Consider the following 13909-nt stretch of genomic DNA (forward strand, 5'->3'; position numbering starts at 1 on the left):
CATCATGAGCAGCGAGACCGCCGTCAACGACGCCACAGCAGCAGCCGGGTCCGGCGCCGCCGCCGGCAGCTCGCAGCCGGTGGGAGCCGCCAGGCGCCGGGGACCGTTCCGGGAAGGTGAACGCGTCCAGCTCACCGACGAGCGCGGACGCATGAACACCATCACCCTCGAGCGCGGCGGCGCGTTCCACACCCACCGTGGCTTCCTCAACCATGACGACATCATCGGCAAGGTGGACGGCTCCGTGGTGGTCAACAACGTGGGCCAGCAGTACCAGACCCTGCGCCCGCTGCTCTCCGACTTCGTGCTCTCCATGCCCCGCGGCGCGGCAGTCGTCTATCCCAAGGACGCCGGGCAGATCGTCACCATGGCGGACATCTTTCCCGGCGCCCGCGTGGTGGAGGCGGGTGTCGGCTCAGGCGCCCTCTCCATTTCCCTGCTCCGCGCCGTAGGCGACCAAGGCTACCTGCACTCCTTCGAGCGGCGCGAGGAATTCGCGGACATCGCCCGCGGCAACGTCGAAACCATTTTCGGCGGCCCGCACCCCGCGTGGCAGATCTCCCTGGGTGATTTCCAGGAGGAAGTGGTGCGCAGCGAGGCGCCCGGCTCCGTGGACCGCGTGGTCCTGGACATGCTGGCACCCTGGGAGTGCCTCGACGCCGTCGCCACCGTCCTGGCCCCCGGCGGCGTATGGATCAACTACGTCGCCACGGTCACGCAGCTGTCCCGTACGGCCGAGGCCATCCGTGCAGACGGCCGCTTTACTGAACCGGACGCCTGGGAGTCCCTGGTCCGCGGCTGGCACCTGGAGGGACTTGCTGTCCGCCCGGACCACCGGATGGTGGCCCACACAGGCTTCCTGCTGGTGACCCGCAGGCTGGCCGACGGCGTCACCGGCATCTCGGTCAAGCGCCGTCCGTCAAAGACCGAGTTCAACGAAGAGGACGTCAACGCCTGGACGCCCGGTGCGGTGGGGGAGCGCCTGGTCTCCGACAAGAAGCTGCGCCGCGCCGCCCGGGACGCGATTGCCGGGACCAACGTCAAGGACGGTCCCGAGGTCACGAACTAGTCCACATTTCGGGAGTCTCCATCCCTACCTGCCATCTTGGGGCTAATGTCTTAATAGAAGCGCAGGAAGGGGCTGATACATATGGAGACTCCAAACCAGGACTCCGGACGTACACCGGCAGAGCAGTCTGCCGCCAATGACCTCTCGGTTGCCGACCGCCAGGTCAACATCCTCCGGGACAAGCTCAGGCACATCGACCGCCAGTTGGCTGCGGCAACGCAGAACAACACCAAGCTGGTCAGCATGCTTGAGACCGCGAAAGCCGAGATCCTCCGGCTGAAGAACGCGTTGGACCAGGAAGGACAGCCGCCCTACAGCTTCGGCACCATCCTCCAGCTGAACCCGAAGCGCCCGCCGGCGCCCGGCAGCAGCGGGCAGGCTGCCACGGAAGAATCCGTGGACATCTTCAACGCCGGCCGGAAAATGCGGGTCGGCATCAGCCCGCTGGTCAACATCAACCAGCTCGCCGTGGGCCAGGAAGTCCTGCTGAATGAAGCACTCCTCATCGTGGCCGGGCTCGGCTACGAGCGGGCCGGCGAACTGGCCACGCTCAAGGAAATGCTCGGCGCCGACCGCGCCCTGGTGGTCGGCCGCGCCGACGAGGAACGCGTGGTCCGCCTCTCCGGCGCCCTTCTTTCGGAAAAACTGCGTGTGGGCGACGCGCTCTCCATAGATTCCCGCACCGGGTATGCGCTGGAAAAGGTGCCCCGGTCCGAAGTGGAAAACCTCGTCCTGGAAGAAGTCCCGGACATCACCTACGAGGACATCGGCGGCCTCGGCCCGCAGATCGAACAGATCCGCGACGCTGTCGAACTGCCGTTCCTGCACCCGGACCTGTACCGGGAACACGGGCTGAAGGCTCCCAAGGGCATCCTGCTCTATGGCCCTCCGGGCTGCGGCAAGACCCTCATCGCCAAGGCCGTTGCCAACTCCCTCGCTGCCCGCGCCGCTGAGCGCTCCGGCAATGTGGACCTCAAGAGCTACTTCCTGAACATCAAAGGTCCGGAGCTCCTGGACAAGTATGTCGGCGAAACCGAACGGCACATCCGCCTCATCTTCTCCAGGGCGCGGGAAAAGGCTTCGGACGGCAGCCCGGTAGTGGTGTTCTTCGACGAAATGGATTCGCTGTTCCGCACGCGCGGCACCGGCATTTCCTCCGACGTCGAAACAACCATAGTGCCGCAGCTGCTCAGCGAGATCGACGGCGTGGAGCGGCTGGACAATGTCATCGTCATCGGCGCCTCCAACCGCGAGGACATGATTGATCCGGCCATCCTCCGGCCCGGCCGGCTGGACGTCAAAGTCAAGATCCACCGACCCGACGCCGAGGCGGCGGCGGACATCTTCAACAAGTACATCACCACCGACCTGCCCTTCCACGAATCCGACCTCGCCGAGCACAACGGCGATGTCCAGGCAACCGTGGACGCCATGGTCCAGCGGACGGTGGAGGCCATGTACTCCACGGACAAGTCGAACGAGTTCCTGGAGGTCACCTACGCCAACGGTGACACCGAGATGCTGTACTTCAAGGACTTTAACTCCGGCGCTGTGGTCCAGAACGTCGTGGACCGCGCCAAGAAGTACGCCATCAAGGACCTCCTGACCACCCAACAGAAGGGGCTCCGGATCGAGCACCTGCTGCGGGCGGTGGTGGACGAGTTCCGTGAGCACGAGGACATGCCCAACACCACCAATCCCGATGACTGGGCCCGGATCTCCGGCAAGAAGGGCGAGCGGATCACCTACATCCGCACCATTGTCCAGGGCAAGGCCGGCCAGGAGCCTGGTAAGTCGATCGAAACCATGCCCACTACGGGACAGTATCTATGACGGCTGCACCGGAGCCCGCCGCCGGGGGAGCACTCCCGGCCGGCGGGGTCATGCGGGTGATGGGCGCGGAAACCGAATACGGCATCCATGCCCCGTCCGCGCCCTCCGCCAATGCCACTATGATGAGTGCCCGGGTGGTCCAGGCCTACGCGCAGGTCACCCGGCAGCGCGCCGCGGGCGGCGCCGAAACCCGCTGGGACTACACGGACGAGGAGCCGCTGCACGACGCCCGCGGCTGGACCGTGGACCGCGGCGCCGCGCATCCCAGCCAGCTGACCGACCAGCCGCCCGTCCTGGACGCCGAAGCGGTGGCCCTGGCGTACGGCCGTGAGGAACTCGAACTCGACGGGCAGGACGAGTCGGGCACGCTCCTCATGAACATGGTCCTGGGCAACGGTGCGCGCCTGTACGTGGACCACGCCCACCCCGAGTATTCGAGCCCCGAGGTCACCAACCCGCGCGATGCGGTCACCTGGGACGCGGCAGGAGACCTGGTGGCGCTGGCAGCGGTGCGCCGTTTGGCCGCGGACCCTGACCTTCCGCCGGTGAACCTCTACAAGAACAACACGGACAACAAGTCCGTGTCCTACGGCTCCCACGAAAACTACCTCATGCCGCGTTCGGTGCCTTTCGGCGACATCGTGCGCGGACTGACACCGTTTTTCGTGACCCGCCAGATCTTCTGCGGGGCGGGCCGGCTGGGAATCGGCCAGGACGCGTCAGCGTCCGGCTACCAGATCAGCCAGCGGGCTGATTTCTTCGAGGCCGAGGTGGGCCTGGAAACAACCATCCGCCGGCCCATCATCAACACGCGGGACGAGCCGCACGCCACCGCGGACAAGTACCGGCGCCTGCACGTGATCATTGGCGATGCCAATCTCAGCCAGGTATCCAACTACCTCAAGTTCGGGACGACTGCCATGGTCCTCAGCCTCATCGAGGCAGGCCTGGCGCCCAAGGTCGAGGTGTACGAACCCGTCCAGGCCTTGCAGACGGTCAGCCATGACACGTCTCTGACCGCCACTTTGCGGCTGCTGGACGGACGGCGGGTCACCGCGCTGGACCTTCAGTGGATGTACCACGAGGCCGCAGCCAAGCTGGCACAGGATACGGGCGTCGGCGATGCCGTGGACGGGGATGGACACACGCATGATGTCCTGGAGCGGTGGGCCACAGTGCTCACCCAGCTGGACAGCAACCGGGCGGCGGCAGCCAGTTCCGTTGAATGGCTCGCGAAGCTTTCGCTCCTGGACGGTTACCGCCAGCGGGACAACCTGGACTGGGATGACGCCCGGCTGGGACTCGTGGACCTGCAATGGTCCGATATCCGGCCCGAAAAGGGGCTGTACTACCGCTTCCTTGCCAGGGACCGGATGCAAAGGATCGTCGACGACGCCGCTATCGTTTCCGCCGTCGGGGAGCCCCCGGCGGACACCCGTGCGTTCTTCCGGGGCAAGTGCATCAGCAGCTTCGGCAAGGATGTGGTGGGCGCGAGCTGGGACTCGGTGATCTTTGACGTACCCGGATACGGCCGGCTGCAGCGGGTGCCCACCAGGGAGCCGCTGAGGGGAACCAAAACCCTCACCGGAGCGTTGTTCGAACGCTATCGGGAAGCGGGTCCGTTCCTCGCAGAGTTGTTGGGACACAATACCGCTCCGCCTGCGGCGTAAACCGCGCCGGACGGCCGCCAGCGTGGCAGGATTGGCATATCGGAGGATCCGCCGGATCCAATGACCGACTAAGGGAGGGATAACGATGGCAGGCCAGGAGCAAACGCAGCCGCAATCACGCGACAGCCAGGTCGACGAGGACATTCCTGAGGCGCCACCCGCACCGCCGGAAGCCCAGGCTTCGGCATCCACGGAAGGCGTGGACGACCTTCTGGACGAGATTGACGGCGTTCTGGAATCCAACGCCGAAGAATTCGTCCGGGCCTTCGTCCAAAAAGGCGGCCAGTAACCCGGACCGGAAAGGTGGCGGAAGCCCCGGACGGACGGAATCTGTACCGACTTTTAGTACTACGTTCAAGGAGTTCATGAGTGCAGGAATCAACCGCCAACCAGGTAGCCGCCAACGCCACCTCGTCCTTTACGGAACATCTGCAGCGGGACCGGCCGGAGCTTTTGCCCTTTAGCCGGTCCCCCCAGGGTGCTGCGTCCGCAGCTGCCCCGCTGCAGGTTCCGCACGCCACCACGATCGTCGCCATGAGCTACGACGGCGGCGTGCTGATGGCGGGGGACCGGCGTGCCACCATGGGCAATATCATCGCCAGCAGGCACATCGAAAAGGTGTTCCCCGCGGACCGGTTCTCGGTCCTGGGCATCGCGGGGACTGCCGGCATTGCCATTGACCTGACGCGGTTGTTCCAGGTTGAACTTGAGCATTACGAAAAAATCGAAGGCACGCTCCTCAGCCTTGAGGGCAAGGCCAACCGCCTCGGCGCCATGATCCGCGGCAACCTGCCGCTCGCCCTGCAGGGCCTGGCCGTCGTTCCCCTGTTCGCCGGCTTCGACACCAGTGCCGGCGTGGGAAGGCTCTTCTCCTACGACGTGACCGGCGGCCGGTATGAGGAGCACGAACACCACAGCGTGGGGTCCGGTTCGGTCTTCGCACGGGGAGCCCTGAAGAAACTGTGGCGGCCCAACCTTACGGCGGCGGAAGCGCTTGCCGTCGCGGTGGAGTCCCTGTACGACGCCGCCGACGACGATTCGGCCACCGGCGGCCCCGACACGGTGCGCCAGTTGTGGCCCGTGGTCTACACGGTGGACAGTTCCGGCGCCCGCCGGATTCCGGAGGCCGAACTTGCGGCCGCGGCGCGCAACGTCATCGAAGCCCGCACCATCGCCGGACGGGAGGCCTGAGATGACGCAGCAGTTTTATGTATCGCCTGAACAGCTGATGAAGGACCGTGCGGATTTCGCACGGAAAGGCATCGCCCGCGGCAGGTCTGTGGTGGTGATCAGTTGCGCTGACGGGATAGCTCTCGTAGCGGAAAACCCGTCGCCGTCCCTGCACAAAATCGGCGAGATCTACGACAAAATCGCATTCGCCGCCGTCGGGAAATACAACGAATTTGAAAGCCTCCGCCAGGCCGGTGTCCGGTACGCCGACGTCCGCGGATACTCCTACGACCGCGAGGACGTCACGGCGCGCGGCCTGGCCAGCGTCTACGCACAGAGCCTGGGCGCCGTCTTCACCGCGGAGCAGAAACCTTTCGAAGTGGAACTCGCTGTGGCCGAGGTGGGCCCCACCCAGGAGGAGGACCATCTCTACCGGCTGACTTTCGACGGTTCCATCGCCGACGAACACAGCTTCGTGGTCATGGGTGGCCAGGCGGAGAAGGTTTCCTCAGCCATTGAAGGTGGCTGGCGGAGCACGCTCAGCTTCTCCGAGGCCGTCCGGCTGGCGCTGTCCGGCCTGGCGCCGGCAGCCGATTCGGGTGAATCAGCCAAGCCGATGCCGGCCAGGGCGCTGGAAGTAGCAGTCCTGGACAGGCTGTCCGAGAGCACACGCGGCTCACGGCGCGCTTTCCGCCGGCTGAACGACGCGGACATCACTGCATTGCTGGCCTAGGAGGAAACATGGACAAGAGAATCTTCGGTATTGAAACCGAGTTCGGGATCTCCTATTCGAGCCCCGATTCAAGGCCTCTTGCCCCGGAGGAGGTGGCCCGGTACCTCTTCCGCAAGGTGGTCAGCTGGGGCCGCTCGTCCAATGTGTTCCTCACCAACGGTTCCCGGCTGTACCTGGACGTGGGTTCGCACCCCGAATATGCCACCGCCGAATGCGACGACCTTGCCCAACTGATCGCCCACGACCGGGCAGGTGAGCTGATCCTGGACGACCTCGTGGATGAGGCACAGGCGCGGCTGGCCGCGGAGGGTTTCAACGGCACCGTCTACCTGTTCAAGAACAACACGGACTCAGCCGGCAACTCGTACGGCAGCCACGAAAACTACCTCATCCCGCGCCGCGGCGAATTTTCCCGGCTCGCGGAAATCCTGATTCCGTTCCTGGTCACCCGCCAGCTCATCGCCGGCGCGGGCAAGATCCTGAAGACGCCGCACGGTGCAACGTATGCGTTTTCCCAGCGCGCGGACCACATCTGGGAAGGTGTATCCTCAGCCACCACCCGTTCGCGGCCCATCATCAACACCCGCGATGAACCGCACGCCGACGCCGAGTTCTACCGCCGGCTGCACGTCATTGTCGGCGATTCGAACATGTCCGAGGCCACGGCCCTCATGAAAGTGGGCACGGTGGACCTTGTCCTGCGGATGATCGAAGCCGGTGTGATCATGCGGGACATGCGGATGGAGAACCCGATCCGCAGCATCCGCGAGATCTCGCACGACCTCAGCGGCAGGGCCCTGGTCCGGCTGGCCAACGGCCGCCAGCTCACCGCCCTCGAAATCCAGCAGGAATACCTGACCAAGGTCACCGCCTTCGTGAAGGAAAACGGCGCTCACAACCCGCATGTTCCCCTGATCCTTGATCTTTGGGAGCGCACGCTCAAGGCCATCGAAAGCGGGGATTCCCGCGGTATCGAGACCGAAATCGACTGGGCAATCAAGAAAAAGTTGATGGACAACTACCGCGAACGCCACGGGCTTGGCCTCGATGCGCCCAGGATTGCGCAGCTCGACCTGACCTACCACGACATTTCCCGTGGCCGCGGCCTGTACTACCTGCTGCAGTCCCGCGGCGCGGTCCGGCGGATCGTGGACGATACGGTCATCAAGGGCGCCGTCGATGCGCCACCCCAGACCACCCGGGCCAAGCTGCGCGGCGACTTCGTCCGGCGCGCCCAGGAACTGGGCCGAGACTACACCGTGGACTGGGTACACCTGAAACTCAACGACCGCGCCCACCAGACCATCCTCTGCAAGGACCCGTTCAGGAGCGTCGACGAGCGCGTGGATGCACTTCTCGACTCTATGGGCTGACACCCAGCTTCAGGGTCTATTCTGGATAAGGCCCTTTATCAGGGCCTGCCGCGATCACAGCCGCTGCAACGCGGAGCATCGCATCCATCCTGCCCCGACGAAAGTTCTCTTACGTGCGCCGACTACTAGCAATCCTTCTTCCCGGCCTGCTGCTGCTCACCGCCTGCGGCGGCTCAACCCCCGCAGAGCCGGAACCCACCAGCCAGTCCGCTGGCGAGACTGCAAAGTTCGACACCCTCAAACTGACCGACAACGGTGACAAGAAGGCCCCCGGCGTGGAGTTCACCAAGCCGCTCGAGGTAGCCGAACCCACCATCAAAGTGGTCAGCGAAGGCAGCGGGGAAACGGTGAAGGCAGACCAGGTCGCCAACATCTCCATCCTTGCCCTCAACGGCACCGACGGCGCCACCCTCGAAGATACGTTCCCCAATGATCCGGAACCCCTGGAACTCAATGAGGAACTGAAAACCGGCAGCCCCGTCATCTACAACGCCTTTGTGGGCGCCAAGGTCGGCTCAAGCCTCGCGCTGGCAGTTCCGGGACAGGCTGCCACCGCCGGTGCGGAGGCCCAGCCCACCCAACTGCTCGTGATCAAGGTCCTCTCGGCCAGCGACGTGACGCCGGCGCTTGAGAAGCCCGAAGGCGAAACCGTCACCCCTCCCGCGGGCCTGCCCACCGTGACCGAGAAGGACGGCGTACCTGAGATCAACGTCGAAGGCGTAGCCGCGCCCACCGCACTGGTATCGCAGGACCTCATCAAGGGCAACGGCGCTGTGGTCAAGGAAACCGACACCCTGACCGTTAACTACGTCGGCGTGACCCTGGCGGGCGGCACCAAGTTTGATTCCAGCTTTGACCGCGGCGAACCAGCAAGCTTCCCGTTGACCGGCGTCATCAAGGGCTGGACCCAGGGCCTGGCCGGCAAGACCGTCGGCTCCCGCGTGCTGCTGGTCATCCCGAAGGACCTGGCCTACGGCGACGCCGGCCAGGGCGAAGCAAAGGGCGATCTTGTCTTCGTAGTGGACATCCTCGGCGCCAAGTAGCAAGACTTACAAGGAGGCCGCGGCCGTTTGGCTCGCGGTACCAACCATCAGCACCCACGAAGGAGCAACCATGTCATTCGGACAGCGGGAATTCGACCGCCAGAAGCCCGAGATCGATTTTCCGGAAGGCGACGTTCCCACCGAACTCGTCATCAAGGACCTTATCGAAGGTGACGGCCGCGAAGCCAAGGCAGGGGACACCGTCTCCACCCACTATGTTGGTGTGGCCTGGTCCACCGGCGAAGAATTCGACGCCTCCTGGGGCCGCGGCGCGCCGCTGGACTTCCGTGTGGGCGTTGGCCAGGTCATCCAGGGCTGGGACCAGGGCCTGCTGGGCATGAAGGTGGGCGGCCGCCGCCGTCTGGAGATCCCCTCCGAGCTGGCCTACGGCTCCCGTGGAGCGGGCGGGGCCATCAAGCCGAACGAGGCTCTCATCTTCGTTGTGGACCTCGTCGGCGTCCGCTGACACTTCAGCTGACGGGCGGATCCGCCCTTGGGAGCGCGGCAACTGCCGGGACGTTCAGGTCCCGGCAGTTGCCGCGCTTTCTGCGTTCCGCCCGGAGTTTAGTAACGTAGCCAGAGTGTCCGCATCCCGCACTGAACGACTCCTCAATCTGCTGATCGCGCTCCTGAATACCCGGTACGGCCTGCGCCGCAGTGAATTGCGGGAAAAGGTCTACCACGACACCTCGGGCAATGATGTTGCCTTCGGCAGGATGTTCGAGCGGGACAAGAACGACCTGCGCCAGTTCGGCTTCGAAGTGGAAACACTGACGGACCTCGGCTGGAGTGGGGACGACCCTGCCACTACCCGCTACCGCATTGGCAAGGAATCCAACCGCCTGCCCGACGTCCAGCTGGACCCGGAAGAATGGACCGTGCTCCTCCTGGCTTCACAGCTGTGGGAGCGCGCCGCACTGGGCACGGCCGCGCAAAGCGCCCTCCGCAAGCTGCAGGCGTCCGGCCGGATGGCCGACGTCGAACTTCCCGCCGGCCTGCAGCCGCGTATCAAGCCCGCCGGCCAGGCCTTCGACGACCTCGTGGCAGCCATGCATGCACGGCACCCGGTCACTTTCCGGTACCTCGCCGGCAGCACCGGTAAGGAGGAAGAGCGGACCGTGGAGCCGTGGGGCCTCGGCAGCCGGTTCGGGCAGTGGTACCTGGTGGGCCATGACCGGGCACGCCAGGCCACCCGGCACTTCCGCCTGTCCCGCTTCACCAGTGCCGTGGCCACGCTGGACAACGAGCAGTACTCGCCCCCGGCGGACTTCAATATCCGGAAAGAACTGGACCGCCTCCCCGAACTGCCGCTCCGCACCGCCGGCGTTAAAGTCCGGGAAGGCCGGCTGCTCGCCCTGCGGCGCCGCGCACTGCCGGCTTCCCCTCCCAGTGACGGCGCTGACCCGGCCGACGCCGGCTATGACCGGATCAGCCTGCACTACCGAGACCCGGAAACCCTCGCCGAGGAACTCGCCTCCTACGGCCCGGACGCCGTCGCCGCCGCGCCGGAAGACCTGGTGGAAGCGGTCCGCAGGAGGCTGCGCGCTGCCGCCGCCTTCAGCGACTCGCCGGCGCGGCGTACGCTTTCCCGCCTGCCCGTGCACGGCAGGCGCGTCCCCGGACCTCGGAGGACCAGCTCAAGCGGATGCTCCAACTGGTCCCGTTCCTGGTGCACAACCAGGGCCTGCACATCCAGGACGTGGCACGCCATTTCGGCGTGAGCCGGAAAGAGCTCGAGGACGATCTGCGGATTCTCATCTGCTCCGGGCTTCCGGAAGGGTATCCGGATGACCTGCTTGACATCCAGTGGGAAAACGACCATGTCTTCATCACCCAGGACCTGGACCTGAAGCGGCCCGTACGGTTCACCGTGGAAGAGGCCTGTGCCCTCCTTACCGGTCTCGAAACCCTCAACGGACTCCCGGGCATCGCCGAGGGCGGCGCACTTGAATCCGTGACCCTCAAGCTGCTCGCTGCTGCGGGCGAGGAAGGCCTGCGGGCGGCGTCCCTCGCCGGACCGCAGATGGAGCCTGCCGACGCTGCCACCCACGCCACCGTCCGGGACGCCATCGAATCAGGAGCCCAGCTGCACCTGACATACCTTTCCCCGCAGCGCGACAAGGTCAGCGAACGGGACGTGGATCCGCTAAGGCTCTACTCCCTCGATAACACGTGGTATTTCGAGGCCTACTGCCACCTGGTGGACGGTTTGCGGAACTTCCGGCTTGACCGCGTCCAGGAGGTGCGTCCCAACGGACGGCCCGTGGCGGACGGCATCACGCCCGCAGCGGGAGTCCCCGCCAAACTCTTCACGCCGAACGACGACGACACCACCGTCACCGTCCAGCTCACCCGGCAGGGGAGGGGGCTGGCAGACGACTATTACGCCGAGCGGACGGCAGAGCTTCCCGACGGCGGCCTGGTTGCCGAGATCAGGTTCGGCAGCACGGCGTGGCTCCCCATGTTCGTGGCACAGCACGGGGGCACGGTGCGGATCCTGGCCCCTGAGGACCTGGCAGCGGCGGCGCGGGAGTGGCTGGCGGCGTCGCTGGCCCGGTACGGCGGATAGACTTCTCAGCATGCCTTGGTGGTCCTGGATCCTTTTGTGGGTGGCGCTGGTCGCCCTCTCCCTGCTGTTCTATGTCCTTTTGGGCATCCGCCTCTTCCGCCAGTTCATGGCGACGGTCAGGGACCTGGGGGCAGCGGGGGAGAAGCTGGGGCAACTGGGCCCCTTCCAGGAGCAGGAGGAGCCGGCGGCAGCGCCGGCCACCATGCCCGGCTCCGCAGTTTTTGCCTCGCCTGCCGTCATGCGACATGATTACGAGGCATCCACGTCAGCGCGGCGGGAAGAACGCCGCCGCCGGAGGGTCCAGCGCAAAGCGGACCGGGGCCAGCCGCAGGCACTCGGGGATCTCGACTTCACATAGAAGTAGGATGTATTTAGAGGAAAGGATTTCCCATGGGAAGACTCTTTGATGGCCCCTGGCCAATCGTCATTATCATCGTCGTTGCGCTGCTTCTCTTTGCCGCGCCCAAGCTTCCGGCCATGGCACGCAGCCTCGGCCAGTCCATGCGGATCATCAAGTCCGAGGTCAAGGAAATGAAGAACGACGGCAAGACCGACACCACCGACGCCTCAGGCCCGGTGGAAGGCACCATCGTGAACCACCCCAAGGCGAAGCCCGGTGAGCCGACAGACGGCACGGACGTCCCGCCGTCGAACCGCGCCTGACCCCCAGTGGCACTGTCGCGGGCCCGTAAAGCCAACCCTGAGGGGCGCATGTCCCTCTGGGACCACCTCAAGGAACTCAAGAACCGGCTGATCAAGTCTGCCATCGGCGTGGTCCTTGGCGGCATTGGGGGCTGGATACTTTACGATCCGCTGCTGAAGGCGCTGGCTGACCCGGTCAACCGCATCTCACAGCAGACCGGGGGACTCTCGGCAATCAACTTCGGAACCATTGCCTCCCCGTTCGACTTCAAGCTGCAGATGTCGCTCCTCATCGGGGCGGTTATCTCCAGCCCCATCTGGATCTACCAGCTGTGGGCCTTCATCACCCCGGGGCTTACCTCCAAGGAACGCCGGTACACACTGGGGTACATGGCGGCCGCGGTTCCGCTGTTCCTTGCCGGCATCTGGGCCGGCTGGCTGGTGGTGCCGCAGGTGGTCCGGGCACTGACCCAGTTCACCCCGGACGGTTCGTCGAGCGTCATCGACGCCAGGACGTACATCGAGTTCGTCACGCGGATGGTCCTGGTTCTGGGGGTCGCGTTCCTCGTTCCGGTGGTGCTGGTTGGCATCAACATGGCCGGTGTCATCACCGGCCGCACCATCCTGAAGGCGTGGCGGATAACCGTCTTCCTGGTCTTTGTGCTGGCCGCAATAGCGGCGCCCGGTGCTGACGCCATCTCCATGTTCATGCTGGCGGGCCCGCTGCTGGTTCTTTTCTTTGCCGCCATCGGCATCTGCCTCATGAACGACAAGCGGCGGGCCCGCCGCGAGGCCAAGAGGGCCGCGGAGACAGAGGCCACAGCGGACGTCGCCACCCCGAGCAGTGAGCTCAAGAACCTCTGAGCTCCCATTAGGCTTGGTGTATGTCCACCAACACCGGGCCGTTTCCTTCCGGCCCATCTTCCAGCGGACCATCCTCCACGGCTCCCGGCGATGACGAGCTCTCGCCGGCGGAACGGTACCGGGCCAGCGCCGAGCGCAGGGCCGAGGCCGCCTCGGACCTCGGGGCGTTCATCCGCACGCTGGACTTTGAGCTGGACGACTTCCAGAAGCAGGCCTGCCGGTCCCTCCAGGACGGCAGGGGCGTGCTGGTGGCCGCACCCACGGGGGCAGGCAAGACCATCGTGGGCGAGTTCGCCATCTACCTGGCCCTGCAGCGGGGCCTCAAGGCTTTCTACACCACCCCCATCAAGGCGCTGAGCAACCAGAAGTTCACTGAACTGGCCGGGAAATACGGTGCCGACAAGGTGGGCCTGCTCACCGGAGACACCAGCATCAACGGCGACGCCCCGGTGGTGGTGATGACCACAGAGGTCCTGCGGAACATGCTCTATGCGGATTCCGCCACCCTGGACGACCTGGGCTACGTGGTGATGGATGAGGTGCATTACCTTGCCGACCGCTTCCGGGGTGCCGTGTGGGAGGAAGTGATCATCCACCTTCCCAGCGAGGTCCAGGTGGTTTCCCTCAGCGCAACGGTCTCCAACGCGGAAGAGTTCGGCGCCTGGCTGGACACCGTCCGCGGCGATACGGACATCATTGTGTCCGAGCACCGGCCCGTTCCCCTCTGGCAGCACGTCATGGTGGGCCGCCAGATCATGGACCTGTTCGCCGGCGAAACCACCTTCGACGAGATCGCCCCACCGGTGGATGCTGACGATCCCGGGCAGGCACTGGTGCAGAGCAACACCGGCACAGGGCGGGGGTTCGATGTTAATCCGGACCTCCTGGCAGTGGCCCGCAGCGAGGGCCAGCAAGGCTTCCGGAGCCGGCCAGGCCCCGGCGG

The 13909-nt window shown here is 65.4% G+C and carries 13 protein-coding genes and 1 pseudogene; all 14 read left to right on the forward strand.

The window, feature by feature from the left end:
- The first annotated feature begins 4 nt into the window (after positions 1 to 4).
- Positions 5 to 1069, forward strand: coding sequence for a tRNA (adenine-N1)-methyltransferase (locus tag G205_RS14200; RefSeq protein WP_009358582.1), 1065 nt, complete (start codon positions 5 to 7; stop codon positions 1067 to 1069).
- Positions 1070 to 1150: 81 nt separating this feature from the next.
- On the forward strand, positions 1151 to 2902 hold the full coding sequence (gene arc, locus G205_RS14205; RefSeq protein ID WP_009358583.1) for a proteasome ATPase: 1752 nt from the start codon (positions 1151 to 1153) through the stop codon (positions 2900 to 2902).
- A complete protein-coding gene (gene dop / locus G205_RS14210) occupies positions 2899 to 4572 on the forward strand; it encodes a depupylase/deamidase Dop (RefSeq protein ID WP_009358584.1) in 1674 nt (557 codons plus the stop codon). The genes arc and dop overlap by 4 nt, the downstream gene beginning before the upstream one ends.
- Positions 4573 to 4657: 85 nt before the next feature.
- A complete protein-coding gene (locus G205_RS14215) occupies positions 4658 to 4861 on the forward strand; it encodes a ubiquitin-like protein Pup (RefSeq protein ID WP_009358585.1) in 204 nt (67 codons plus the stop codon).
- A gap of 80 nt (positions 4862 to 4941) precedes the next feature.
- A complete protein-coding gene (gene prcB / locus G205_RS14220; RefSeq protein WP_009358586.1) occupies positions 4942 to 5763 on the forward strand; it encodes a proteasome subunit beta in 822 nt (273 codons plus the stop codon).
- Position 5764: 1 nt separating this feature from the next.
- Positions 5765 to 6475, forward strand: coding sequence for a proteasome subunit alpha (gene prcA / locus G205_RS14225; protein ID WP_009358587.1), 711 nt, complete (start codon positions 5765 to 5767; stop codon positions 6473 to 6475).
- Positions 6476 to 6483: 8 nt separating this feature from the next.
- Complete coding sequence (pafA, locus tag G205_RS14230) at positions 6484 to 7848, forward strand: Pup--protein ligase (RefSeq protein ID WP_009358588.1); 1365 nt, start codon at positions 6484 to 6486, stop codon at positions 7846 to 7848.
- Positions 7849 to 7961: 113 nt separating this feature from the next.
- The gene (locus tag G205_RS14235) at positions 7962 to 8891 is read left to right on the forward strand and encodes an FKBP-type peptidyl-prolyl cis-trans isomerase (protein WP_009358589.1); all 930 of its coding nucleotides are present in this window, start codon (positions 7962 to 7964) and stop codon (positions 8889 to 8891) included.
- 70 nt (positions 8892 to 8961) lie between these two features.
- Entirely contained in the window at positions 8962 to 9357 is a 396-nt protein-coding gene (locus tag G205_RS14240) for an FKBP-type peptidyl-prolyl cis-trans isomerase (protein WP_009358590.1), read from the forward strand.
- A gap of 115 nt (positions 9358 to 9472) precedes the next feature.
- A pseudogene (locus G205_RS14245) lies at positions 9473 to 11460 on the forward strand (helix-turn-helix transcriptional regulator).
- Positions 11461 to 11470: 10 nt separating this feature from the next.
- On the forward strand, positions 11471 to 11818 hold the full coding sequence (locus G205_RS14250; RefSeq protein WP_009358591.1) for a hypothetical protein: 348 nt from the start codon (positions 11471 to 11473) through the stop codon (positions 11816 to 11818).
- 32 nt (positions 11819 to 11850) lie between these two features.
- Positions 11851 to 12123, forward strand: a complete 273-nt coding sequence (gene tatA / locus G205_RS14255; RefSeq protein ID WP_009358592.1) for a Sec-independent protein translocase subunit TatA — start codon at positions 11851 to 11853, stop codon at positions 12121 to 12123.
- Positions 12124 to 12171: 48 nt separating this feature from the next.
- Positions 12172 to 12966, forward strand: a complete 795-nt coding sequence (gene tatC, locus G205_RS14260) for a twin-arginine translocase subunit TatC (RefSeq protein ID WP_009358593.1) — start codon at positions 12172 to 12174, stop codon at positions 12964 to 12966.
- Positions 12967 to 12986: 20 nt separating this feature from the next.
- A partial coding sequence (locus G205_RS14265) for a DEAD/DEAH box helicase (RefSeq protein ID WP_009358594.1) occupies positions 12987 to 13909 on the forward strand: 923 nt, incomplete at its 3' end.

Origin of the sequence: Arthrobacter nitrophenolicus (assembly GCF_000332815.1) — a bacterium.
GTDB lineage: Bacteria > Actinomycetota > Actinomycetes > Actinomycetales > Micrococcaceae > Arthrobacter > Arthrobacter nitrophenolicus.

What these genes read in the sequence shown, in the direction of transcription:
- prcA (WP_009358587.1), top strand. Translation starts at nt 5,765, where the DNA reads ATGACGCAGCAGTTTTATGTATCGCCTGAACAGCTGATGAAGGACCGT.
- G205_RS14240 (WP_009358590.1), top strand. Translation starts at nt 8,962, where the DNA reads ATGTCATTCGGACAGCGGGAATTCGACCGCCAGAAGCCCGAGATCGAT.
- pafA (WP_009358588.1), top strand. Translation starts at nt 6,484, where the DNA reads ATGGACAAGAGAATCTTCGGTATTGAAACCGAGTTCGGGATCTCCTAT.
- G205_RS14215 (WP_009358585.1), top strand. Translation starts at nt 4,658, where the DNA reads ATGGCAGGCCAGGAGCAAACGCAGCCGCAATCACGCGACAGCCAGGTC.
- G205_RS14200 (WP_009358582.1), top strand. Translation starts at nt 5, where the DNA reads ATGAGCAGCGAGACCGCCGTCAACGACGCCACAGCAGCAGCCGGGTCC.
- G205_RS14250 (WP_009358591.1), top strand. Translation starts at nt 11,471, where the DNA reads ATGCCTTGGTGGTCCTGGATCCTTTTGTGGGTGGCGCTGGTCGCCCTC.
- tatA (WP_009358592.1), top strand. Translation starts at nt 11,851, where the DNA reads ATGGGAAGACTCTTTGATGGCCCCTGGCCAATCGTCATTATCATCGTC.
- tatC (WP_009358593.1), top strand. Translation starts at nt 12,172, where the DNA reads ATGTCCCTCTGGGACCACCTCAAGGAACTCAAGAACCGGCTGATCAAG.
- arc (WP_009358583.1), top strand. Translation starts at nt 1,151, where the DNA reads ATGGAGACTCCAAACCAGGACTCCGGACGTACACCGGCAGAGCAGTCT.
- dop (WP_009358584.1), top strand. Translation starts at nt 2,899, where the DNA reads ATGACGGCTGCACCGGAGCCCGCCGCCGGGGGAGCACTCCCGGCCGGC.